We start from the raw sequence: 23,332 nt of genomic DNA, 5'->3' as shown, positions 1-23,332 counted from the left end.
CTTTCAATTGGGGAAGTTTATACACACGTTCATTTATTAAATCCGCCTTTTCTCCGATATACATATAGCTTAGGGAGTAAAAACATAAGGAAGGTGACCTTATCCCTCCACTGTTATAGCTCCCTTCATTATTTTGAAGGAGGACACCATGCGTCACATATGGCAAATTTACAAGACAGACTGGCTACATATTTTCAAAGTACCCACAGGTGTATTTCTGATCGTCGCAATCATATTACTGCCAGGTGTGTACGACTGGGTAAATGTCAAATCCGTTTGGGACCCGTACAGTAATACACAAGGCATCAAAATCGCCGTAACTAGTGAAGACAAGGGTGCCACGGTTACGGGTACTGCCATTAATATTGGCGATGAGTTAATGAATAGTTTAAGTCACAACCACAAGCTGGGATGGACATTTGTGAATCAAGCCGAAGCTAACCGAGGTGTTCAGACCGGTGAGTATTATGCCAGCCTGCTCATTCCTGCTGATTTTTCATCACGGATCACGGGCATTGTGGATGGAAAACTGGATCGGCCGGAAGTCATATACACAGTCAATGAAAAGGTCAATGCCATCGCTCCCAAAATAACCGGTTCGGGCGTATCCGCCATTACAACGCAGATTAATGAGAATTTTACTGAAGCCGTCAGTGAAGCAGTGCTTACCAAGCTGAAGGAAGCTGGCGTAGAGATTAATGCACAGTTGCCAACGCTACGCAAAATGGAAAGTGGCATCTTTTTGCTGGAGAACAATCTGCCTGAAATCCAGACAGCTGGTCAGAAAGTGCTCGAAGTTGACCAAGCCATGCCGGAGATTGTAAAACAGGCTCAAAAAATTGTTGAATTAGAGAAAAGACTGCCTGAAATTAATGAAGCTGCTGGATATGTACTAAAAGTACAGCAATATTGGCCTCAGATTAAAGCGGCTGCTTCAGAGGTGGTAACCTTACAAGATCGAATACCGGAAATAGAGCAAGCCGTCGCCCGCATTAAAGAGGTTGATGCCAACTTCGGACAAGTTTCTGGAGTGATTCAAACCGCCCTGGATAAGACCAATCAAGCTCTTGCTATCGTTTCTGATGCTGAGCAGGATTTGGATAAGGTGTCCGAAATTTCTGATAACGCAGTGCAGTTTGCTAATGGATTAAATCAATTTGCAAGTTCCAGTCAGGAAGCTTTCCAATCGATTACGCCAACGATTCGGCAAAATCTGATGTTCGTGCAGCAAATAACAAACGTAGCTGGCGATATGTTTGAACAATTAAAAGGAACCGATTGGAGTAAGTTGCCAAGCGCTGATGACATCGACCGTCTTACTTCTCGTCTAGGCACTGCAGTAAAAATCATGGACAGTATGTCTGATCTGTTAGGCAAAATCGATGCTCTATTGCCCTCTCATCCACTGGCAACAAGGATACAGCAATTACAAACGATATCCGAACAACTTCAGCAACAAATAAAACTGGCCGGGATCATCAGTACAGCCTTGCGTGAGAATACAATCCCTCCCGCAGATGTTGTTGCCCGATTAAATGAAATGAATAGAAACATTAAGACCGGGATCGATCGCTTCCTAAGCACCTTTGATAGCCAGATTGTTCCTGCGCTTACGGATGCAACCGATCAGCTAAAGTCTGTTCTCTCTACGTCAGCTAACACGTTGCAAGCAGCAAAGGAGCGTCTTCCCGACATTGCAGCAATTCTCGCTACAGCGAAGGAGGGCATTCAATTTGGTCAAACGGAGCTGGAAAAAATTCAGGGTGATCTACCCGACATTCAGGCTAAGGTACATGAGATTTCACAAACCCTTGGCACTAAGAGTGAATCCTTTATCCGTGCTTGGAATGTGGTGTCTTCCCTTATTCAACGTGATCTGCCCAAGCTGGAGGATAAATTAAATGCGGCTGCCGATTTTGTTCGTAATGATCTGCCTCAGGCTGAGAAGCAAATTGGCAAAGCGTCCAGCTTTGTGCAAAATCAACTGCCCGATGTGCAACAAGGAGTACATCGCGTAGCTACTGTTGTTCGTAAGGACCTGCCAGAGCTGGAAAGTGCAATCCGCAAGGCTGCCGAGAAATTAAGAGAAGTCGAGGGCAATAATCAGTTTGCCGAACTTGCCAAATTGTTGCGGGGGGATATTGAAGAGGAAAGTGCATTCCTCGCGAGTCCAGTACAGATTAAGGAACAACACCTGTACCCCATTCCGAATTACGGTTCAGCCATGTCACCATTCTATGCCGTATTATCACTATGGGTAGGTTCAACATTGTTAATTTCCCTGCTACGTGCGGAAGCAGAAAACCCGGAGGGCGCATACCGCGGATATGAACTGTATCTTGGTCGCCTAGCTACTTTCTTAACCGTTGGTTTATTGCAGGCGATATGTGTTACAGCGGGAGACATCTGGATTCTGGGAACGTATGTCGCAGATCAATGGTTGTTTATTGTATTTGCCATGCTAGTGAGTGCAGTGTTTGTCACGATCACATATACGCTTTTATCTGTATTCGGTAATATTGGCAAAGGCATCGCTATTATCTTCATGGTGTTTCAGTTCTCCAGTTCGGGTGGTACTTTCCCAATCAGCATGACTTCGCCCTTTTTTCAAGCGTTAAATCCGTTCATGCCGTTCACTTATGCTATCAGTCTGCTACGTGAAGCTGTCGGTGGTATTCTATGGTCAACAGCCATAAAGGACATCCTGTGGTTATGTCTGTTCATAGCGCTTAGTCTTATTCTTGCTCTCTTGTTAAAACGACCATTAAGCAGCTTAACGAAACGTTCTGCTGAAAATGCGAAAAAAACGAAAATCATTGCTTGATTTGTGTATTTAGCAGTTCCTAAGTTTCGCAAAAAAGGCCTCTTGAACGTAAGTTCAAGAAGCCTTTTTCTTTTTGTATTACTACACAGGATATCATCATGTGCTGTGCCACGCTGTTCTTTCAATTCTTTCCCGATCTGCTCATCGCTGTGCTGAACGTTGCTGTTCCAGCTGTTCATAAGATTGTTTAATCGTCGACAGGGTTTCGAAATGACGATAGATGTTGTTGCCAACCGTGACGAGCAAGGATGCTACGAGCAGTCCAATCAGTACTTTTTTACCCAACCCGGAGCGCAGACTGCTGATAAACATACCACCAAGCAGATAAAAAGCAAACAAATAATGTCCGGCATACAGGTACATATCATACTGATACACAGCCAGCCCGAATCCTACAACAAGGTGAAGCAGGAAAGCAAATATAATGTACGGCATTAACGTCCACACACTGCGCTCGCGTATACCACGAATGAAACCTGCTAGCGCAAGGAACAAAAGAAATATACCCGTAATTTGAACATAAAGCGGATTAGAGCGGGTAAGGTCTGTGACAAATGCGACCATACCCGGATCAAGCAAGTACACTTGGGGAGATAACATCGGATTGATGGTCAGCAATACCAACGCTTTATAATGTGCCGCCCACTGGAAAGGTGTCGCATAACTCGTGCCCCCATTTTGAATACCTAACAACCAGTTGCTTATCCAGCTTCGGCCGCCAAATGCAACATACTGAATGGCTGTTAACACCACAATCATCAGTACGGCGAGTGACATAATGCCGATATATTTTTTCCAACCTGCCTTACTACGCCATGCCTGCATATTAAAGAAGACAGCTCCGACAAACGGTACGATATTAGTCGAAGTTAATCCAAAGTTAATTGTCGCAAGTAGTGCATTCGGGACATAACGGACGTCCTGCTGTGCCCGCGAATACTGCAAGTATAGAACAGACAGAAGAATAACAAACTGCACATACGGATACGAGTCCGGGATAAAGGCCGTAAACATTAAATACGAGCTGAACCCAAACAGCAACGCGAACAACAACGGTGTATGTGTAGATTTCTTTTCATTTTGGCTAAGAAAAATAAAAACCAGAACAACTGAACCTGCATTCACAAGGGATTGTAAAATCAGAAAAAACCAATTGCCCCCCAGCAGCTTGGAAATAGCTCCGAGCGTAACCGCCAAATAAGATATTAAGGGGTGAATAACCGAAGAACTGTTATCTCCGTAATACATCGAAGGATCAAAATTAAACAGGTTAAGTGGAAATACCGCTGTATTAAACGGTGTATATTTTCCCAGCATCTCTGCGTTTTGACTGATATACATAATATAAGAACCATTCATCAAACCATAAAAAAGAGCAAAACCGGCGAACAAAACAAAAGCAGTCCAAGTCACTCTACGGTCATAAAATATGTAATCTAAAAATTTCATGCGTTCACATCCAATAGTTAATGATAAAGATTAGAAATATAAAATCCGGTCTAGAGTACCAGCAAGCATAGTCCGCCCATTATACAGATAACGCCGATCCATCTCATTGGTCCTACCGTCTCCTTAAAAGCCCACCTTGCAATAATAAGGGTCCAGACGTAGGTTAAAGCGTTCGCAGGCAATACCACGGTTAAAGGCAGAAACTTCAGTAATACAATGTTAAGCAATGCACCTGTTCCATAAAAACCAAGTCCGATCAGCACATGTAGTCGTTTACGACTCGTTGCGTAAAATTTCAACCCAGCCCCGCCCATTGCTCCGCATAGGGTCATCACGATTAACACAGCAATCATCCAACTATCGATCCACACTGGTTAACGTCACCCCGATTCCCAGGAGCACAACAGCCGCAAGCTTTTGTACCGTAATTTCTTCACCTAGCAAGAAATATCCATAGATTAAAGCAAACACATAACTGGCACACATCAGCGGATAAGCTACCGAGAGCTTTTCGCGTGCGAATGCCTTAATCATCAAAATGGCTCCCATGCCGTAACATAGAAAACCCACACCCATGTAGATCCACTCCGTCAATCCCCACTTCCAGAACAATTGCCCTGTCGCCGTCAGGAAAGCAGAAGCCAGCATCAACCATTTGCCGGTGTGACGTGAACCTATTTCCCCCACGTTAACGCCTCCATCTCAGGAACACGTTTATTTACAAAATACCGCTGACGCACAAGCTGCATGACGGGAAGATCAGATAAAGAATCGGAGTAGGAGCAGGATTGCTCATAATCAATTTCCATGTTTTTCTCGGCCAAATAAGCTTGAATCCGGCGTACCTTTTCTTCTCCCTTACAATTGGCACCTTCAATGGTGCAGGTATAACCATTCTCATGACGAACAAGTTCGGTTCCGATCACATGATCGACCCAAGGGAAATTTTTGAAATACTTCATATACGCATGCGGAGAAGCCGTTACGAGCAACACGTGATATCCAGCTTCCTTCCGATGTTGCATCTCTACACTCGCCTCCGTAAATATGGAAGTTCGGAGGTGGGTATCGAAAAAATGCTCCAGGTCTTTTTCAGACATACGTTTGATTTCTTGAAAATAGGAACGTTTAACTCGTTCAACCGTCATAATACCCGCTTTGAATAGGAAGGTATGAAATGCAATGACAGGCAGACGCCATACTTGCCAAGGATAACGTCGCACACTATAAAATACAAATTGAAACATGGAGTCACTGCGTATAATCGTTTTATCGATATCAAAGATCGCAACCTTCGTTCGTTTCACCCTGATCCCCCTCTATACTAAATCTCTCTATGATCATTCGAAAATGGCAAAAATCGTAATCACACTCACTACATACAAAATAACCGTAATCAGGATAGGCTTGTCCTCGAATAAAACCCGGTCCGGTGATCCGCCCTGATTTTTCATATGGATAAGATACAAATACCGGAACATTCCATAAATCACCAGTGGAATGGTCCACATCAGATGAATAGTGCGATCTGACGTAAAGGTGAACAGTGAATAACTGATGATGGTTGCTGTCGTGACGATCGTGTTGAACTGATCCAATAACGTTATCGAGTAATTATCCAGCACTTTACGATGTGATCCTGTGTTGCCTTCGAGCAATGTAAGTTCATTTCTCCGTTTACCAATCGCAAGGAACAGCGATAACAACATCGTGCAAATCAGAAACCAAGGGGTGAACGGTACATGAATCAATACACCACCAGCAATTGCACGAAGCACAAAACCTGCCGCAATGGTCATCATATCCAGAATAACGAGATGTTTCAGTACAAAAGAATAAGATACGTTCAGTAGGAAATACACAATGCACAATACACCGAACAACGGATTCATCACAAAAGCAGCTCCCAAGGAAAACACAAGGAGAGCCATTCCGAATACTATTGCATGTGTAGGATTAACCTGCCCTGAAGCGATTGGACGGAATTGCTTAGTCGGATGTTGCCTATCCCGTTCCCGATCTACATAGTCGTTCAGTATATACACACATCCTGCAACAAGGCTAAATAACAGAAAGCCAATCACTGTTGAAACAATGGTCTCCGTTCGGATTTCCTCAAATGAAAATAACAATGCTGCAAATAACAGCAAATTTTTTGTCCACTGTTTTGGCCTTAGCAATTTAAATAAACCAGAAACGGTTCCAGCATTACCTACAGCAGAAGACGCGGTATCTTGCCGTGATGAAAACAATAGCAATAACTCCCTTCAACAACAATTCTAACGGATTAGTCTATACAAATAACGTAAAGACTTAATCATAAGTTGCTTGGTTATTTTTGTAAAGAGGATAAAGGATATATTTTGACATAAAAAGAGACCGTTTCCGGTCTCTTTTTACTCTTTATAGTCTATATTAACGCATGTTTGAATTAAAATTCAAACTCTACGTCACTCAGACGACGTTTGATTTCAGCAATAACACGTTTCTCTTCTTCTTCGCCACTCGCAATGAATGTAACGGAGAAACGAACAAAGTTACCTGCATCATCCCAAGGCACGGATGAAATCAGCTTCTCACGAATCAGGAATTGAGAGAAGTCTTCTCCTGACTCGAAGCGACGTCCACCGACCACACCTTTTGGTGCTTCAACATAAAGGAAGAAAGAACCTTTTGGTTTCTCCGCTTGGAAGCCTAGCTCGTTGAGTGCTGCAACCAGCATATCGTGACGGCGGGAATACTTTTCTGCAATTTTCTCCGTAATTTCAGGATGATTCAATCCGTAAGCCGCTGCCTTCTGAATCGCGATGAATTGACCGGAATCGTTGTTGTCCTTCACATCACTGAATGCTTTGACAACGAGAGGATTACCGGCTACGAAGCCAATTCTCCATCCTGTCATGTTGTAAGATTTGGAGAGGGAATGCAGTTCCACACCTACATCTTTGGCACCCGGTACAGAAAGGAAGCTGAAAGGCTTTTTGCCATCATACGTCAATGCTGCATATGGAGCATCGTGCACAACAACGACATTGTATTTTTTCGCCCATTCAACGACCTCTGTAAAGAACTCCACTGTTGCACTTGCACCAGTCGGGTTATTTGGATAGTTCAGATAAAGCAATTTTGCACGTTTAGCGATATCTTCAGGAATAGCTGTCAGATCAGGCAAGAAGTTGTTCTCTTTGGTCAATTGAATATTGAATACTTCTCCACCCAAATATTTCGTGTGTGTGCCCATTACAGGATAACCAGGCACAGTCATAATCGTTACATCACCTGGATTAATGAAGCAAGAAGGTAACATTGCCAAAGCCGGTTTGGAACCGATGGAATGTACGATTTCTGTATCCGCATCAATACCATCCACGTTAAATACGTTTTTCAGGTAAGCAGCTGCGGCTGTCTTGAATTCAGGAATACCATTATCGGCATACCCGCGGTTCTCTGGTTTAGCCGCTTCTGCAGCAAGTGCAGCAACGATGCCTGCGTCAGCCATCTCGTCGGGTTCACCAACCCCAAGGTCAATCAGTTCGACATCGGGAAAGTCTTTTTTGGCCGAAGCTTTCGCACGTTTGATTTTTTCGAATTTATAGATGTTCGTGTCTTTACCATAGTTGGAGCCGCCGATACGGTCGGCAAAATTAGTTTGGATATACGTTTCCTGATATTTATCGATACTCATAATGTGTTCATCTCCTCATTTTGACGCAAATTTCTCATGTTTTAATATGAAGCATTTGAGCATTCAACACCATGGACAAAATATCCGAACATTTGTACTTTCTTCAAAGGTCAGCGGCTTCTCAGCGAAGCGAGTACATCTTCCATATCCTGCGGAATCGGTGCACTGAATTCCATGTATTCTCCTGTGGAAGGATGCACAAAACCAAGTGTTGCCGCATGCAGAGCCTGTCCATTCATTTTGATACCTTTGTTCCGCCCGTACGTCGGATCACCAACAAGAGGATGACCGATAAATTTCATATGCACCCGGATCTGATGGGTACGCCCTGTTTCGAGCTTTAACTCGAGCAAGGTATAATCGTTGATGCGCTCCGTCACTGTAAAATGAGTCACTGCATGTTTGCTGTTACGTTCGGTGACTGTGTACATTTTACGATCATTCGTGTCCCGTCCGATCGGTGCATCGATGGTACCTTGATCATGACTGAGATGCCCATGAACGAGTGCAATATAACGCCTGTTCACACTGTGCTCCTTCAACTGGGCAGCTAGTGAAGCATGCGCCCGGTCGTTTTTGGCCGCCATAATCAAGCCTGACGTATCCTTGTCAATCCGATGTACGATCCCTGGACGCAGTTCTCCGTTAATACCGGAAAGATCCTTGCAATGGTACATTAGAGCGTTCACAAGTGTTCCTGATGTATGCCCCGGTGCAGGATGTACGACCAGTCCACGTTGTTTGTTAATGACAATCAGATCACTGTCTTCATAAACCACTTCAAGCGGGATATCTTCCGCAATAATCTCCACCGCAGCAGGCTCGGGAATCTGTAATACGATCTGATCTCCTTCTGACAGCTTCGCATTGGACTTCACCAGAGCACCATTGACTGTAACTGCACCATCTGCAATCCATAGTTGCACTTGCGAGCGAGACACGTTATCTACAGCATCTGTAATATATTTATCCACACGTTCCTTCTTATGTTCAGCGCCAACGATCCATTCCATACGTTCCTCGCCATTAAATTGCTCATCGTTATTGCGTTGTTCCTCATTCAAATTACTCATGATGCTCATTCCCTTCAATCTTCGCGGCCGCTTTTTCACGACGTCCTTCCAATAATGTCTCCACAATAATCAAAGCTACCCCGATACAGATGGCCGAGTCAGCAATGTTGAAAATCGGAAACGTGTAACTCCCAAAATTAAGCTGCACAAAGTCTACAACTTCCCCCGTCAACGCACGGTCAAGGAAGTTACCGATCGCTCCTCCAAGCACTAGGCTAAGCGCTACTGGTAGCAATTTGTGCGGGGTATCTTTTACTTTTTGCAAATACCAAATCAAGGCGACAACCACAATAATGGTCACCACAATAAAGAACCAGCGTTGATCCTGCAGGATACCAAACGCTGCACCTGAATTTCGATGGGAAGTGATGACAAAAAAATTACCAATGACCGGAATTTCTTCTCTAAGCTCCATCCGGGTAGCAATCAGATACTTTGTTCCCTGATCCACTAGAAATACGATAAAAGCAAGGATATAATACACCACGTTTGTTGTCACTCCGTTCTTGTCTTTTCCAGCGATACCAAGCATTCGCCAGACTTATTTATTGTAGCACAGCTATTCAGAGATCGTCCATGACGTGGCAACCTTGCGAAACAATATTGGCTCAGGCGGATTGGAAAAACCGATAACATTTGCCTTCTGTAATCCTGCTCCAAAAGGCACATCCTAGAATGGAGAAAAAACCGGATTCCAAATGGAATAGAAAGGGGAAAGCCATGTCACATTTTACAACCGAGCAAATGCAATCATTGCGTTCCCAGCTCTTGTCGGATAAACGGGATATCGAACACCGGTTGTCAGAGAACGAACACTACGGCCTTGGAGACTCATTAAAACTACAAACAGGTGAACTGTCGCCGATTGATAATCATCCTGGTGATCTTGCCACAGAGGTATATGAACGAGAAAAAGATATCTCCTTGCTGGAGCATGATGAATTTCAACTCGAACGTATTGATTCCGCCTTGCACTCGATTGAAGAAGGTCATTACGGTACATGCGCTGTCTGCCAGCAACCGATCCCTTACGAGCGTATGGAGGCCGTTCCATATACAAAGTACTGTAAAAAGCATCAACCGGAAACTGTCGTTTCCGAAAATCGGCCTGTGGAAGAAGAGTTCCTCGCCCCATCATTTGGACGTACCAGTCTGGACGAGCGGGATGATCAGAATGGTTTTGACGGCGAAGACGCTTGGCAGATCGTGGAGAGTTGGGGCAACTCGAATTCCCCGGCAATGGCGGAAAACGGTGATATCGACAGCTATGATGTGATGGCTATTGAAGCTACGGAAGAGCTGGACGGCTTTGTTGAGGCTTACGAAAGCTTTGTCGCAACAGATATTTACGGTCACGATGTTTCGATTGTACGTAATCGTCAGTACCGACAATACCTGGAGAAGGGTGAGGGCTTAGGATTACTTGAACCCGACTCAGAGGATGATGACACGCATTGAGTGTATAGGTGAGCCATCTAAAGGCCTTATTTTTCAATACGTGTTCATATCAAGCTGCCTTTGTACGATTCGTACAATATCAGCAATATAATCTCCGACGATAGGGAGGTTTAATGCACCAAGAACCTGTAACACATAGATAATGGTGGCCGCGAAAAAAGTAAATCCGATGGCAATTCCTACACCTCTGGCTGCACCGGACAAGAGATTCAGCCCAATTAGCTTCCACGGCCGATTTAGCAATTCCGTATATTGGGCAATACGTGAACGCTCCAACTCATTGGCAAGACGGTTGGTTAACGTATGTAATTCTTCAATTTTATCATGCGGTGTGTCCACCTTAGCTATTTCCGCTGTTTCTGTTGCACTGGACTCAGCTGACTTATCCTGTTTGCTCATGTTTCGCTCCAATCCTTGCATCAATATAGATCAAACGAACGTGTTACTTTTTTAAAAAGAACTGCACAATTTAATCATTGCCCGATCTGTGGAAAAACAAACAAAAACAAATGAGCCCAGCTTCAGGAATAACTTCCTTCCTTAACTGCGGCTCATTTATTTTAACCTTATTTATCCTTGTTCATTACGCTTCAATAAAGATTCCGATGCCTTTGTTTCCGGCTTCTACTTGCTCCATGCCATCCACTTTACCAAATGTCACGTCAGTCACCAGTACATTTTCACGCAGAACATCGTCAAATGCTTCAATAGCTGCTTGAAGATCGGCATCCACATCCAGCGTCAGGCGCACTCTTTTCTCGATTGGCAGATCCAGACGTTTACGAGTATCCTGTACCGCACGAACCACTTCACGAACCCAGCCTTCTTGCTCCAGCGCCGTTGTGATCTCTGTGTTGAGGGCTACCGTCAAACCATAACCGGATGCAGAAGCAAAGCCCGATTTAGCCTGTTTCTCAACCAGCAACTCCTCATCCGTCACCTGTAGTTCCTCGCCTTCCGGAGAAACGACGTTAAATGCACCTTCCGTTACCACTTTACGGGTCTCATCCGCCGTCATGCCTTTGAACAAGTTTTGCAGGAAACCTACGTTTTTGCCGTATTTTTTACCCGCGACTTTAAGGTTCAGCTTGAGTGTGAAATCAACAAACTCGGCATCGTTATGCTCTGTACGAATTCCTTTGACGTTGATCTCTTCCTTGATGATCTCTTCATAACTTGCCAGATCAAAGCCTTTGTCAAGGGATACGATCAACTCGGACAATGGCTGACGAGTTTTGATACCAGTCTCGTTACGAACGTTACGAGCAAGCTCAACAACGCGGCGAGCTGTTTCCATATCTTGCTCCAAAGCCGCATCGATTAATGCTTCATTCGCTACAGGATAGTCATCCATATGCACACTTTCGCCCGTTGTCAGGTTGAGGTAAATATCCTCAGCCAGCATTGGAGTGAATGGCGCAACCAGCTTCGCTGTAGTCACGAGCACTTCGGTAAGGGTACGATACGCATCCAGTTTATCCTCTGTCAAACCACTTCCCCAGAAGCGATCACGGGAACGGCGGATATACCAGTTACTGAGCTCATCTACAAAGGCTTCGATCGCTTTGGAAGAGTTCAGGTAGTCGTTCACGGACAATGCTTTTTCTACCACAAGGATCAGGCTGTTCAATCTGGACAGAATCCAGCGATCTAATTTGTGAGCAGACACTTGGAATGGATGTTCCTGTGGATCGAATCCATCGATCGTTGCGTACAGCGTCAGGAATGCATGAGTGTTCACCAGCGTATCCACCATTTTGGACTTCGCTTCTCCTACGATGCCTTTGGAGAAACGTTTGCTGTTCCACGGTGCACTGTCAGACAACAACGCCCAGCGGAATGCGTCCGTACCGTACTCCTCGATAACTTCCCAAGGATCGATAACATTACCTTTGGATTTGGACATCTTTTGGCCATTTTCGTCCAGTACGTGTCCTGTTGCCATAACAGCTTTATAAGGCGCTTTGCCTGTCAAAAGTGTAGATACCGCGAGCAGGCTGTAGAACCAGCCGCGCGTTTGGTCAATCCCTTCACAGATCATATCTGCAGGATATTGCTGCTCAAACACTTCTTTATTTTCAAAAGGATAATGTTGCTGCGCAAACGGCATGGAGCCGCTGTCGAACCATACATCGATGACTTCAGGTGTACGCTTCATTTCGTATTTGCCGCAAGAGCTGAGCACCTTCACTTCATCTACATACGGCTTATGCAACTCGAGGTTTTCCGGCACATTGCCTACCGCACGCGCACGTAACTCAGCAATGCTATGAGGAGCAAACTGTTCGCCTGTCTCTTCACACACCCAGATGTTAAGCGGTGTTCCCCAGTAACGGTCACGGCTGATATTCCAGTCCACGAGATCCTCAAGGAACTTCCCAAATCGTCCTTCACGCACATGACCCGGATACCATTCCACTTCACTATTGTTTGCAATCAACTGATCCTTGATTGCTGTTGTTTGGATAAACCAGCTGTCCATAGCATAGTAGAGAAGTGGAGTATCACACCGCCAGCAGAACGGGTAGCTGTGCTCATATTTCTCTTTACTGAACAGACGGCCATGCTCAGACAAGTATCTCACAATGTCGATGTCGCAGTCCTTCACAAAACGACCTGCAAAATCAGTAACTTGTGCTACAAACTTGCCTTCCAGGTCAACCATGTTCACAAAACTGATGCCATTCTCACGGCAGACACGGTAGTCATCTTCACCATGTGCAGGAGCCATGTGAACAATACCCGTACCACTTGCGTCTGTAACAAATCCTGCCCCCAGAATGATGTTGGTTTTCTCGGCCTCTACGTAGTTAAATGGCGGGCTGTACGTTTTACCTACCAAGTCTGCACCTTTCAGTGCACCAATGATCTCATAATCGCCTTTGCTATCTTTCATAACTTTCTCCACCAAGTTCGTCGCCATGATATACACTTCATCATTTTGACGTACACGAGAGTAGTCCATTGCCGGGTTTACAGCAAGTGCAACGTGAGAAGGCAATGTCCAAGGGGTCGTCGTCCAGGCCAATACGAATTCGCCACTGTCATCCAGCTTGAATTTTGCCGTCGCACTCAAATCTTTAACGTCCTTGTATCCTTGTGCAACTTCATGCGAACTCAATGTTGTTTGGCAAGAAGGGCAGTATGGACTTACGCGGTGACCGCGGTACAACAAACCTTTCTCATGGATCGTCGCTAGGATGTTCCACACACTTTCGATGTAGTTGTTGTCAAGAGTGATGTACGGATTGTTCATATCCGTCCAGTATCCGATCCCTTCCGTCAAATCACGCCATTGCTGCTCGTATTCAAAAACACTTGCTTTACATTCGTTGATAAACTTTTCCACGCCATAATCTTCGATTTCCCACTTGTGGGAGATACCCAATTTTTTCTGAACTCCGAGCTCTACAGGTAAGCCGTGTGTATCCCATCCCGCTTTACGCACAACGCGATAACCCTTCATCGTATTGTAACGTCCAACAAAGTCTTTAATTACACGACCAAGCACGTGACCGATATGTGGTTTACCATTGGCTGTAGGTGGGCCTTCATAAAATACGAAGTTCGGCTTGCCTTCCCGGTTCTCAATGGAGCGTTTAAACGTATTCTCCGTTTTCCATTTATCTAACACACGCAGTTCTCTTGCACGTGCTTTTTCTTTGACATCAACTCGTTGCATGCTGTTCGACTTCCTTTCTGTTGTTAAGATGAATCGATTGTAAAACATTAAACATACACCATCGTAGCTCATAGATTCCGCTCACCGTTTTAGAACACAAAAAAACCTCGTCCCTGGAAAGGGACGAGGTTCATCTCGCGTTACCACCCTAATTCTGTTCATCACAAACCACATTCAGGTTACCCCGAGTATGCTCTGTCATCAACAGCGCTTAAGCCCCGCTAAACTACTGCAGGGTACCGTTATAACGTACGGCTTACGGTTCAGCTTACACACGGCAATGCATTCACCGCTTCAGCGTCACTTCTCCGGGAGGATATTCGGCTATAACTCATCCGTTGGTTTGCACCAGACACCAACTCTCTGAGGGATGAGATCATAACGTACTGAGCCCGTCATGGAATCACTATTCAATATGAATATAGTTATAGCTTCTTTACCCGCAAAAGTCAACCGGGCGGCAGACTAATAAATCTCTTTCATCTCCCGCTCACGGTCACGCACTTCCTGCTCACGGCTCTCCAGTGCTTCCCAGCCATCCTGTGTCAGCAATTCAAGCTGAGCTTCAACGAGCGTACGGAAACGCGCACGATAGATGGATGCCTGCTTCTTCAGTTCTTCCACTTCCAAAGCAATCTTACGGGACTTGCCAAGCGCTTCGTTAACGATTCGGTCTGCATTTTTCTCTGCTTCCTTCACAATTAACTGAGCTTCCTTCTTCGCGTTATTCTTCACATCGTCAGCAGCTTCCTGCGCAATGATGATCGTTTTGCTAAGAGTCTCCTCGATGGTAGCAAAATGATCCAGCTTCTCCTGAACGGACAGCAACTGATTGCTCAGCTCCTTGTTCTCGCGAATGACGCCTTCGTAATCTTTGATGACTTGATCCAGGAATTCATTGACTTCATCCTCGTCATACCCACGCAAGCGTCGGGAGAATTCCTTGTTATGTATGTCCAGCGGCGTTAATGGCATGCTGTCCACCTCCTGTAAAAATTCCTTCTCACAATAGAGAAGGTTTGCAGCATATGGGTTCCACCCAAGGGGCCGTAAGAAAGAAACCTGAACTGGTAACTTTTTACGAAATAGCAGAATCTGCTTTCACGATCTGCAGAGATCCACATCTTGTACTTTAATGTATATCGGAAACACCGGATATTTTTTTACCTTTACGTTTAACATTTCGACAAGAATTCGGATTATCCTGCAATAACATCAAGCAAATTTACCGATCTTTACCCGGCAACGTCCCTTTTTGGTCATTCCTTCCTGTTCAAGCACCTTAAAACGACCAAATCCTTGAATGGATACCACATCTCCTGCCTTAAGCGGCTTTGAGGGATCTTCCACCACTTTCCAGTTCACTTTACAGCGTCCTGCTTTAATTGGAATCAGTATTTTGCTACGGCTTAATCGGTGCACATCTGCACAGATACCATCCAGTCGCATCGAGGCAACGGTAATATCTATAGTGTCCAATTTCGTCGCAGACCATTTCATCTGATTCAATGGCAGTAGTTCTGTAAATACGTGCAACCGATGCACCTGATTCAATTGAAGCGATAAAAAAGCGCCGGTCTCTGCTGCCACTACAGTATGGCAGCCATCCTCCAGCACTTGAATATCTCCAATCTTGCCTCGTTTCATCCCGAGACCGAGCAGGGAACCCATATAGTCCCCATGCTCCAGTTCCGAGATTTTCTGATCGTCAGACGTAATGCTGAGGACCTGCATCCCCATATCTTCTTCATCCAGATAACGATAATCAGGAGCAATCAATGCACGCTTACGTTCAGCAGCTTCATATCCGCCATCGAAACGAACCTGAACGTCTTGGCTACGATTGACCAAGGATTGCAGAATAAACACCTGTCTTGGATCAAGGAAATCGGTGAGCTTCATATCATGAACCTTGCTCGCCCGTTCAACCCAATCGTTGGCTTTATCTACAAAGTCCCGTTCATCATGGCTAAAATGTTCGTACATATCACCGCTCATCTATGTCACCCTAACTTAAAATGTCAAATACTGAACTATAGAGAGTAACCCAACCAGCGCCAGTCGAAGAACAAGCAACGCGACAATCGGGGAAATATCAAGCACACCGAACAGAGGCGGAATAAACCGGCGGAAAGGACTTAAGTAAGGCTCTACAAATTTGCCTAACAATTCACCGATGAAGCTCTCCCGTGCATTGGGAAGCCATGACATCAATATGTAGACAATAACCATGTAAAAATAAATCTGGTATAGCGTACCCAATATACCTTCAATCATCTGATACAAAAAAGGCTCACCTCATTCTGTTATAATCTTGCTCGCTGTCAGCCAGTATCTCCGTAATGGTTCCCTGAATTTCAACCGTATCTGGCGTACAGAGAAAAATGTTGCCGCCAATTTTAGATATACCGCCGCCTAATGCATATACCGTACCGCTTAGAAAATCAATAACACGTAAAGCCTGATCCTGACGGATTCGTTGCAGATTCACAACAACGGTACGATGCGACCGCAGATGGTCGGCAATCTCTTGTGCTTCGTCATAAGAACGAGGCTCATAAAGGACAACTTTTACATTTTTCTGGGAATGAATGCTAACCACATTATTACCCCTTTGGTTTCTACGTTTATCAAGTGCAGAGGTTTCATTTTCCTGCTGTTCAGGTTCGTGTTCTTCCTGTGCAGCAAGACGCTCCCGCTCTACAATCTCTTCCTCTTCCTGAAGTCCCAGGAAATTCATAAATTTATTCATTACGCCCATCGTGTTCCCTCCTCTTTTCCTACGAGAATTGATCCAAGCCGCACCCAGGTTGCTCCTTCTTCAATGGCCACTTCGAAATCGTTGGACATGCCCATAGACAACTCGGTAATGGGCTCAGCTGTCAATGCTTGTCCATTCAAATCATCTCTCAGCTCACGCAAACCTCGAAATACAGGACGCGTCAACTCTGGATCTTCCTCATGAGGCGCCATTGTCATCAGACCAATGACCTTAAGGTTGTTGAACGATTGAATATCCTTCAGAAAAGAACTTGCCTGTTCAGGTTGCAGACCATACTTGCTCTCTTCACCTGAAATGTTCACCTGCATAAACGCGTTCACCTTAATTCCAAGTGAAGCAGCTTTTTTATCCAGCTCTTTGGCAAGTGACAATCGATCCAGTGAATGGATGTACGCAAACTTGCCGATGACGTCTTTCACCTTGTTCGTCTGCAAATGACCAATAAAATGCCACGTGCCTTTCTGACCAAAGGCTTCCCATTTCGCCTGTGCATCCTGCCAGCGATTTTCTCCAATATGCTCAAGACCATGATCCAGCACAGCACCCGTCGTTTGCAATGAGACATATTTCGTGACCGCAATCACATTTACATCCTCAAAAGGGCGGTTACTGCGCTTACACGCATCTTCAATCTTCTGATTCACTTGTTGTATACGCTCCTCCAATGACACAGAGGGTCACCTCTCTTCCAGCCCAATCCAGCTTGCCATTCTCCCCGTTACCCCATTTTCCTTACGATAGGAAAAAAATAGTTCGGGATGACAACTTGTACACCATGTTGTACATTCGATATGATCCGGCAATATTCCTGCTTTCATCATAATGTGTCGATTACATTCTTTCAAGTTTAACATCGTTTTTCCGTTCGCAACAGGTGTATATATGCGCTTTGAAGCAGAATGCTTGTATTCATCATTACCCTGAGGTTCATCCAGCCAAACCCGAACATGCCGCATAACAGCCTCATCCACTTCATAACAGCAATCCCCAATGGAGGGACCAATAGCCGCACGAATGTCCTCTCTCCGGCTGCCATACTCCCGCTCCATCGTTTCCACCACAGAGACGGCAATACCCGCCACAGTCCCTTTCCATCCTGCATGAGCAAGACCTACAGCCTGATTCACCGGATCATAGAAATATAAGGGAACGCAGTCAGCATAAAACGAAGTCAGCAGTACACCAGGCACATTGGTAACCAGTCCGTCCGTATCCTGCAATGCCGATTGACGATCCAGCAGTCCTCTGCCTTTGTCTTTAGCTGTAATGACAGCCACCGCTTTACCATGCACCTGTTCTCCACAAGTCCATGCCTCCAGCGGAAAAGCAAGCTTCTCCGTCAGCAGACGGCGATTACGGAGCACTGCCTCCGCATCATCTCCAACGTGATACGCACAATTAAGGGTAGCGTACGGTTCTTGACCAACGCCGCCATGTCTGGTTGTAAATCCCGCCGTTAACCGCTCAAACAACCGTTTCCAAGGTTCAATATATAATAACAGCGGATCTTGATCACCATGATACGTTTTCTCTTCTATATCCTTCATGACATTTTTGTTCAATACAAAGGGTTCCATTCTTCATCACCTCACAACTTCCAGTTTACCAAATGCGGGTGCATTCTGTCTCATTTATATCGTTCTCCGTTGACTCCGATCCAGCCGTTCCAATCGTTCGGTACGCTCCGTGCGGCCCTGTTGCTGCTCATCATATAATCTGGCTTCTCGCTCACGCTCATCATAAGCTTGTTCTTTCACCTCATCCATTTTAACCAAAATGACATCCGAGCCAATCTTTACGATATTTCTCCAAGGTATAATCAGATCTGTCCCTCCTCCAAACAACCCCATAAAACGGCTATATCCTGGAACAACAATGGCTTCGATTCGCCCCTGTTTAAGATCCAGTTCCAGGTCACTGATCTGGCCAAGACGTTTGCCATCCGTAATATTTATGACATCCTTTGTTTGAAAATCGGAGATTTTCATACCTCGTGACGTTGACTCATTTGTGTTTACTCTCATTCTACCCGCCCCCTGTTTACAGCTCATCTGTCCGTTCAGCATGCCTCTATACCAATATATGTTCTGTAGGCGAAAAATGTCCTGTTTTTCGCTTGTTTGTTACAATAGCCAACTCGGCCAAGATTACACTGGACTAGGGGGCTTCCTTTCCTTTTACGTAAAAAAGACGATCAATGGAATGGTTCTCCGACTGATCGCCTTTCTTGTCTAATGTCATCCTACGACTTTACATGTTTCTGCATCTGCTGTATAGCTGATTTCTCCAGACGTGAAACCTGAGCCTGAGATATCCCGATTTCATCTGCAACTTCCATCTGGGTTTTCCCTTCGAAAAAGCGCATCGACAAAATCATCTTTTCCCGTTGACCGAGACGGTGCATCGCTTCCCGCAATGCAATCTCCTCAATCCAGGACACATCCTTGTTTTTGTCATCACTGATCTGATCCATCACGTAGATCGGGTCTCCCCCATCGTGATAAATCGGCTCAAACAGCGATACCGGATCTTGAATGGCATCCAGTGCAAAAACAACATCTTCCTTCGGCACATTCAGTGCCTCCGAAATTTCAAATATCGTCGGTTCGCGTGAATTTTTATTCGTCAAGCTGTCACGAACCTGAAGCGCCTTATAGGCAATATCCCGTAGGGAACGGGATACCCGAATCGGATTATTGTCACGCAGATACCTGCGAATCTCACCGATAATCATCGGTACTGCATAGGTCGAAAATTTGACATTCTGGGATAAATCAAAATTATCAATGGCTTTCATCAGGCCGATACATCCAACCTGGAACAGATCATCGACAAACTCCCCCCGATTGTTAAAACGCTGAATGACACTGAGTACCAGACGCAGATTGCCATTCACCAATTTCTCTCTTGCTGAGCGATCATGGTGCTGCTGAAGGGAATGAAATAATTCCCGCATTTCAATATTGGTGAGAACAGGCAACTTTGCGGTGTCCACGCCACAAATCTCGACTTTGTTTCGGGTCATCGTGATTTACCTCCCAAGGAGAAACATTAATGTACATTATCTCCGGGGCAGGCTTTTTTATTCGTCGTTGGAACCCTTGCCAGTAATACCCATTCTTCTTTCCCCACTGGATCAGACCATTTTGTTGAACTCTTTTCGCAGCCTCTTAATGATTCTTTTTTCAAGTCTGGAGATATAGGATTGGGAGATTCCAAGCAGATCTGCCACATCTTTCTGCGTCTTTTCCTCACCATCCGTCAAGCCAAAACGAAGCTCCATAATCATTCGCTCGCGATCGGTCAGTTTTTCCAGCGCCTTATGCAGTAACTTTCGATCTACTTGTTCCTCAATATTTCGATAGATTGTATCGTTTTCTGTACCGAGTACATCGGATAATAAAAGCTCATTTCCATCCCAGTCAATGTTCAGTGGTTCATCAAAAGAAACTTCAGTACGAATTTTACTGTTACGCCGCAGATACATCAAAATTTCATTTTCGATACAGCGCGAAGCGTAAGTTGCGAGCTTTATTTTCTTTTCTGGATCAAAGGTATTTACAGCTTTGATTAGTCCAATTGCACCTATAGATACCAGATCCTCGATGTTAATACCTGTGTTCTCGAACTTACGTGCAATGTATACCACCAAACGCAGGTTACGCTCAATTAACATGGCTCGGATCGCTGAATCCCCTGAAGATAACTTCTGTAGCAAGTACTCCTCTTCTTCCCGTGTCAATGGAGGTGGAAGTGCCTCACTTCCACCAATGTAATAGATCTCTTCACTTTTCAGCCCAAACAGGAATAACAGACGATAATATTGTAGTTGGGCAACCAATTTCCATTTCACAAGCATGTAGGTTCCTCCTATACCACATTCAGCGGCTTTTCTGTGGGTTCTGCGGATTGAGCCTTAGACTGCGCAGAAGCAGCTTCTTGCACCAGTTCAGGATGAATCACGGCCTGATATTTCCCATCCGAGGACAAAATGCCCCCATCCAGTCCAATCAGAACTTTTGTCGTCACATAATCTGTTCCGTCCATTGTCACCTTAACCCGATCGGGCTTGACCGCCATCATAAATGCTGTTCCTTTATTAATCCCCCGATAAGGAACCAATCGCAGACGATCCTGCCAGCGAAAATGTTTCTGATCTAGTTCCATGATGAGATTTTCCGGTGATTCGTGTTTCAGTCTACTGTTCCATGAATCAGGCAGCATCGTTTGCCACAATGAAACCTCCATAACCATCACCGGCATCCGTGATAAAGGGTCTGTGAGCTGATTACCTGTATCCAAAAGGCCTGTACAAGACACAACAACCTCATCGATGCAAACCTCGACTTGACCAAGGTAAGTGGTCATGCGATCTGATTTACGTTTGGCTCCTTGCACAATTTTGAATAAAATGAGCACCGCGAAGAATACAATGAAAGTGAACCAGAATGCAATCTTCAGATCAAACGACATACCCCCAGATGCTGTGAACCAGATGCCATTGAACAGTTCTCCTGAATTCTGAAGCATATAATGCACACCCAGGATGCCTCCAGCCGCCACAAAATTAATAACGTAAAATGTACCCAGCGTCCTCAGAAAAGCTTGCAGTCCCTTATATCCAAACGCGATACTCAACATCACAAGAGAAAAACCAAACTTGATCAAAAACGTGAACAGGAAATCAAACTGTGGTACAAACATCATCACGACGTATAACGCCCCAACGATAGCCGATAGCAGCCATCTCCACCAGACCAGCTTCGTTTGGCGCATCCAGGCCGTCAGTCCAATGAGCGCTCCATCCATGCATAGATTTGTTAGAAAGATCAGATCGACATACACAACCACGCTCTTCACCTGCCTGCATCCAACCTATCGAAACGAAAGGCTACAACGAATCTCACATGCTTTTAGATTGAATCGCCCTGAACGCTTCAGATTGAATCAACCTAAATGCTTCAGATTGAATCGCCCTATATGCTTCGGATTGAATTAACCTAAATGCTTCATCGTCTCGATATTCATGAGCATATTCCCAAGTATACGTAGCCTCCTGTTCAAAGTCTGTCTAAATGTGGGAGCTTGTCTTCAACTATTTTTGTCGGAATGACGCAGCCGAGTTGTTCAGAATTTGTTCATTCCTGTATGTTAAACTATATAAAAAAACAGCAAAAAACCCGGCAACTGCAAAAGCAGCACCGGGTTTTCCAGGTATAATACTACCTAATTATTCGTTGTTATTGTTGCGGGAACGATTACGTAAAAATGTCGGAATGTCCAACTGATCATTACTTGGCTGATTTCCGAATGGACGAAGATTCGGTGAACGTGTCTCTGCCGGCTCTGATGCTGTAGCAGGTTTACGTACTGGCGGAGCAGAAGGTTTATCCTCAAATCCAGTGGCGATGACCGTAACCTTGATCTCCTCTTTCAGATCTTCATCAATAATCGCACCAAAGATCATATTCACTTCCGGATCGGAAGCCGACGTTACGATCTCTGCCGCTTCGTTCACTTCATACAGGGACAGATTCACGCCACCTGTGATGTTCATGATTACGCCGCGTGCGCCTTCAATGGAAGTTTCAAGCAAAGGACTCATGATGGCTTTGCGTGCCGCTTCGGCTGCACGGTTCTCTCCAGTCGCTTCACCGATCCCCATAAGCGCAGATCCACGCTCGTGCATGATCGTTTTGACATCTGCAAAGTCAAGGTTGATCAAACCAGGTACTGCGATCAGATCGGAGATACCCTGTACCGCTTGACGCAATACGTTATCTGCTTGGCGGAATGCTTCCAGCATCGGCGTCTTTTTATCTACGATCTCAAGCAAACGGTCATTCGGGATGACGATCAGTGTATCCACTTTTTCCTTAAGTGCTTCAATGCCTTGTTCTGCATGGCTGGAACGCTTGCGGCCTTCAAAAGTGAAGGGACGTGTCACCACACCTACAGTAAGGGCGCCACACTCTTTGGCAATTTCAGCGATCACAGGAGCTGCACCTGTACCTGTACCACCGCCCATACCGGCTGTAACAAAGACCATGTCTGCACCTTTCAACGTGTTCATGATCAGGTCGCGGGACTCTTCCGCTGCTTTTTTACCTACATCCGGATTGGCACCTGCACCAAGACCACGAGTTAATTTATCACCGATTTGCAATTTATGCTCGGATTTTGCCAGGTGTAATGCCTGAGCATCCGTGTTCACCGTAATAAATTCAACACCTTGTACACCATTTTCAATCATTCGGTTTACAGCGTTGCTTCCGCCGCCGCCTACCCCGATGACTTTAATCTGAGCCAAGCTCTCCATCTCAAAATCAAATTCCAACATATTATTCCATCTCCCCCTCAATGTGCATGGATGGCCCGT

At 45.1% G+C, this 23,332-nt stretch carries 23 protein-coding genes and 1 other annotated feature; of the genes, 2 read left to right on the top strand and 21 right to left on the bottom strand.

Annotation, left to right across the window (positions count from 1 at the left end):
• Positions 1 to 148: 148 nt before the first annotated feature.
• Positions 149 to 2,824 (top strand): YhgE/Pip family protein, encoded by a 2,676-nt coding sequence (locus J2T16_RS11640; RefSeq protein WP_499018361.1) that lies wholly within the window; start codon positions 149 to 151, stop codon positions 2,822 to 2,824.
• 141 nt (positions 2,825 to 2,965) lie between these two features.
• Here the strand turns inward: J2T16_RS11640 and J2T16_RS11635 are convergent, their stop codons facing one another.
• From J2T16_RS11635 to lspA, 8 genes are all read right to left on the bottom strand, one after another.
• On the bottom strand, positions 2,966 to 4,273 hold the full coding sequence (locus J2T16_RS11635) for a DUF6080 domain-containing protein (protein ID WP_499018360.1): 1,308 nt from the start codon (positions 4,271 to 4,273) through the stop codon (positions 2,966 to 2,968).
• 50 nt (positions 4,274 to 4,323) lie between these two features.
• Positions 4,324 to 4,626 carry an EamA family transporter gene (locus tag J2T16_RS11630; RefSeq protein WP_090923794.1) on the bottom strand — a complete coding sequence of 101 codons (303 nt, stop codon included), beginning with the start codon at positions 4,624 to 4,626 and terminating at the stop codon, positions 4,324 to 4,326.
• Between the two features lie 4 nt (positions 4,627 to 4,630).
• Positions 4,631 to 4,921, bottom strand: a complete 291-nt coding sequence (locus J2T16_RS11625; protein WP_090923793.1) for an EamA family transporter — start codon at positions 4,919 to 4,921, stop codon at positions 4,631 to 4,633.
• A 26-nt stretch (positions 4,922 to 4,947) separates the two neighbouring features.
• Positions 4,948 to 5,580, bottom strand: a complete 633-nt coding sequence (locus J2T16_RS11620; protein WP_154957753.1) for an HAD family hydrolase — start codon at positions 5,578 to 5,580, stop codon at positions 4,948 to 4,950.
• A 33-nt stretch (positions 5,581 to 5,613) separates the two neighbouring features.
• Complete coding sequence (locus tag J2T16_RS11615; protein WP_154888140.1) at positions 5,614 to 6,525, bottom strand: decaprenyl-phosphate phosphoribosyltransferase; 912 nt, start codon at positions 6,523 to 6,525, stop codon at positions 5,614 to 5,616.
• 179 nt (positions 6,526 to 6,704) lie between these two features.
• Positions 6,705 to 7,958: an LL-diaminopimelate aminotransferase gene (locus J2T16_RS11610; RefSeq protein ID WP_090923739.1), complete on the bottom strand. Its 1,254-nt coding sequence runs from the start codon at positions 7,956 to 7,958 to the stop codon at positions 6,705 to 6,707.
• A 110-nt stretch (positions 7,959 to 8,068) separates the two neighbouring features.
• Positions 8,069 to 8,971, bottom strand: coding sequence for an RluA family pseudouridine synthase (locus J2T16_RS11605; protein ID WP_260510938.1), 903 nt, complete (start codon positions 8,969 to 8,971; stop codon positions 8,069 to 8,071).
• A gap of 52 nt (positions 8,972 to 9,023) precedes the next feature.
• The gene (lspA, locus tag J2T16_RS11600) at positions 9,024 to 9,518 is read right to left on the bottom strand and encodes a signal peptidase II (protein ID WP_090923795.1); all 495 of its coding nucleotides are present in this window, start codon (positions 9,516 to 9,518) and stop codon (positions 9,024 to 9,026) included.
• Positions 9,519 to 9,751: 233 nt separating this feature from the next.
• On the opposite strand from lspA, the gene J2T16_RS11595 reads away from it, so the two are divergent.
• Positions 9,752 to 10,489, top strand: a complete 738-nt coding sequence (locus tag J2T16_RS11595) for a TraR/DksA C4-type zinc finger protein (protein ID WP_499018359.1) — start codon at positions 9,752 to 9,754, stop codon at positions 10,487 to 10,489.
• 33 nt (positions 10,490 to 10,522) lie between these two features.
• On the opposite strand, the gene J2T16_RS11590 is transcribed toward J2T16_RS11595, so the two are convergent.
• From J2T16_RS11590 to ftsZ, 13 genes are all read right to left on the bottom strand, one after another.
• Positions 10,523 to 10,888, bottom strand: a complete 366-nt coding sequence (locus tag J2T16_RS11590) for a DUF5665 domain-containing protein (protein ID WP_221788972.1) — start codon at positions 10,886 to 10,888, stop codon at positions 10,523 to 10,525.
• Positions 10,889 to 11,072: 184 nt separating this feature from the next.
• Positions 11,073 to 14,171 carry an isoleucine--tRNA ligase gene (ileS, locus tag J2T16_RS11585; protein WP_499018358.1) on the bottom strand — a complete coding sequence of 1,033 codons (3,099 nt, stop codon included), beginning with the start codon at positions 14,169 to 14,171 and terminating at the stop codon, positions 11,073 to 11,075.
• A 116-nt stretch (positions 14,172 to 14,287) separates the two neighbouring features.
• Positions 14,288 to 14,579: a binding site (T-box leader), on the bottom strand.
• A gap of 57 nt (positions 14,580 to 14,636) precedes the next feature.
• Complete coding sequence (locus tag J2T16_RS11580; RefSeq protein WP_090923744.1) at positions 14,637 to 15,146, bottom strand: DivIVA domain-containing protein; 510 nt, start codon at positions 15,144 to 15,146, stop codon at positions 14,637 to 14,639.
• A 240-nt stretch (positions 15,147 to 15,386) separates the two neighbouring features.
• Positions 15,387 to 16,169: a YlmH family RNA-binding protein gene (locus tag J2T16_RS11575; RefSeq protein ID WP_154888129.1), complete on the bottom strand. Its 783-nt coding sequence runs from the start codon at positions 16,167 to 16,169 to the stop codon at positions 15,387 to 15,389.
• Positions 16,170 to 16,184: 15 nt separating this feature from the next.
• Complete coding sequence (locus J2T16_RS11570; RefSeq protein WP_090923796.1) at positions 16,185 to 16,448, bottom strand: YggT family protein; 264 nt, start codon at positions 16,446 to 16,448, stop codon at positions 16,185 to 16,187.
• 16 nt (positions 16,449 to 16,464) lie between these two features.
• Positions 16,465 to 16,932 carry a cell division protein SepF gene (locus J2T16_RS11565; protein ID WP_090923746.1) on the bottom strand — a complete coding sequence of 156 codons (468 nt, stop codon included), beginning with the start codon at positions 16,930 to 16,932 and terminating at the stop codon, positions 16,465 to 16,467.
• Entirely contained in the window at positions 16,923 to 17,624 is a 702-nt protein-coding gene (locus J2T16_RS11560) for a YggS family pyridoxal phosphate-dependent enzyme (RefSeq protein WP_090923747.1), read from the bottom strand. Before J2T16_RS11560 ends, J2T16_RS11565 begins: the two co-directional genes overlap by 10 nt.
• Before the next feature lie 6 nt (positions 17,625 to 17,630).
• Positions 17,631 to 18,530: a peptidoglycan editing factor PgeF gene (pgeF, locus tag J2T16_RS11555; protein WP_499018357.1), complete on the bottom strand. Its 900-nt coding sequence runs from the start codon at positions 18,528 to 18,530 to the stop codon at positions 17,631 to 17,633.
• Between the two features lie 54 nt (positions 18,531 to 18,584).
• Positions 18,585 to 18,977 carry a YlmC/YmxH family sporulation protein gene (locus J2T16_RS11550; protein ID WP_260510909.1) on the bottom strand — a complete coding sequence of 131 codons (393 nt, stop codon included), beginning with the start codon at positions 18,975 to 18,977 and terminating at the stop codon, positions 18,585 to 18,587.
• 218 nt (positions 18,978 to 19,195) lie between these two features.
• On the bottom strand, positions 19,196 to 19,978 hold the full coding sequence (gene sigG, locus J2T16_RS11545) for an RNA polymerase sporulation sigma factor SigG (RefSeq protein ID WP_110898501.1): 783 nt from the start codon (positions 19,976 to 19,978) through the stop codon (positions 19,196 to 19,198).
• Positions 19,979 to 20,089: 111 nt separating this feature from the next.
• Positions 20,090 to 20,812 carry an RNA polymerase sporulation sigma factor SigE gene (gene sigE / locus J2T16_RS11540; protein WP_090923750.1) on the bottom strand — a complete coding sequence of 241 codons (723 nt, stop codon included), beginning with the start codon at positions 20,810 to 20,812 and terminating at the stop codon, positions 20,090 to 20,092.
• Positions 20,813 to 20,823: 11 nt separating this feature from the next.
• Positions 20,824 to 21,804 (bottom strand): sigma-E processing peptidase SpoIIGA, encoded by a 981-nt coding sequence (gene spoIIGA / locus J2T16_RS11535; protein ID WP_154958063.1) that lies wholly within the window; start codon positions 21,802 to 21,804, stop codon positions 20,824 to 20,826.
• A 379-nt stretch (positions 21,805 to 22,183) separates the two neighbouring features.
• Positions 22,184 to 23,293, bottom strand: coding sequence for a cell division protein FtsZ (ftsZ, locus tag J2T16_RS11530; protein ID WP_090923751.1), 1,110 nt, complete (start codon positions 23,291 to 23,293; stop codon positions 22,184 to 22,186).
• Positions 23,294 to 23,332: the final 39 nt, after the last annotated feature.

It is taken from the genome of Paenibacillus intestini (assembly GCF_030803945.1).
GTDB classification, from domain to species: Bacteria; Bacillota; Bacilli; order Paenibacillales; family Paenibacillaceae; genus Paenibacillus; species Paenibacillus polysaccharolyticus.
Note: the sequence above shows the minus strand (reverse complement) of the source record. Positions and strands in the feature narration are given on the sequence as shown.

Coding starts and splice junctions, on each gene's coding strand:
- J2T16_RS11640 (WP_499018361.1), top strand. CDS start 149: ATGCGTCACATATGGCAAATTTACAAGACAGACTGGCTACATATTTTC.
- J2T16_RS11635 (WP_499018360.1), bottom strand. CDS start 4,273: ATGAAATTTTTAGATTACATATTTTATGACCGTAGAGTGACTTGGACT.
- J2T16_RS11630 (WP_090923794.1), bottom strand. CDS start 4,626: ATGATTGCTGTGTTAATCGTGATGACCCTATGCGGAGCAATGGGCGGG.
- J2T16_RS11625 (WP_090923793.1), bottom strand. CDS start 4,921: ATGCTGGCTTCTGCTTTCCTGACGGCGACAGGGCAATTGTTCTGGAAG.
- J2T16_RS11610 (WP_090923739.1), bottom strand. CDS start 7,958: ATGAGTATCGATAAATATCAGGAAACGTATATCCAAACTAATTTTGCC.
- J2T16_RS11605 (WP_260510938.1), bottom strand. CDS start 8,971: ATGGAATGGATCGTTGGCGCTGAACATAAGAAGGAACGTGTGGATAAA.
- J2T16_RS11595 (WP_499018359.1), top strand. CDS start 9,752: ATGTCACATTTTACAACCGAGCAAATGCAATCATTGCGTTCCCAGCTC.
- J2T16_RS11590 (WP_221788972.1), bottom strand. CDS start 10,888: ATGAGCAAACAGGATAAGTCAGCTGAGTCCAGTGCAACAGAAACAGCG.
- ileS (WP_499018358.1), bottom strand. CDS start 14,171: ATGCAACGAGTTGATGTCAAAGAAAAAGCACGTGCAAGAGAACTGCGT.
- J2T16_RS11580 (WP_090923744.1), bottom strand. CDS start 15,146: ATGCCATTAACGCCGCTGGACATACATAACAAGGAATTCTCCCGACGC.
- J2T16_RS11575 (WP_154888129.1), bottom strand. CDS start 16,169: ATGAGCGGTGATATGTACGAACATTTTAGCCATGATGAACGGGACTTT.
- J2T16_RS11570 (WP_090923796.1), bottom strand. CDS start 16,448: ATGATTGAAGGTATATTGGGTACGCTATACCAGATTTATTTTTACATG.
- J2T16_RS11565 (WP_090923746.1), bottom strand. CDS start 16,932: ATGGGCGTAATGAATAAATTTATGAATTTCCTGGGACTTCAGGAAGAG.
- pgeF (WP_499018357.1), bottom strand. CDS start 18,530: ATGGAACCCTTTGTATTGAACAAAAATGTCATGAAGGATATAGAAGAG.
- J2T16_RS11550 (WP_260510909.1), bottom strand. CDS start 18,977: ATGAGAGTAAACACAAATGAGTCAACGTCACGAGGTATGAAAATCTCC.
- sigG (WP_110898501.1), bottom strand. CDS start 19,978: ATGACCCGAAACAAAGTCGAGATTTGTGGCGTGGACACCGCAAAGTTG.
- sigE (WP_090923750.1), bottom strand. CDS start 20,812: ATGCTTGTGAAATGGAAATTGGTTGCCCAACTACAATATTATCGTCTG.
- ftsZ (WP_090923751.1), bottom strand. CDS start 23,293: ATGTTGGAATTTGATTTTGAGATGGAGAGCTTGGCTCAGATTAAAGTC.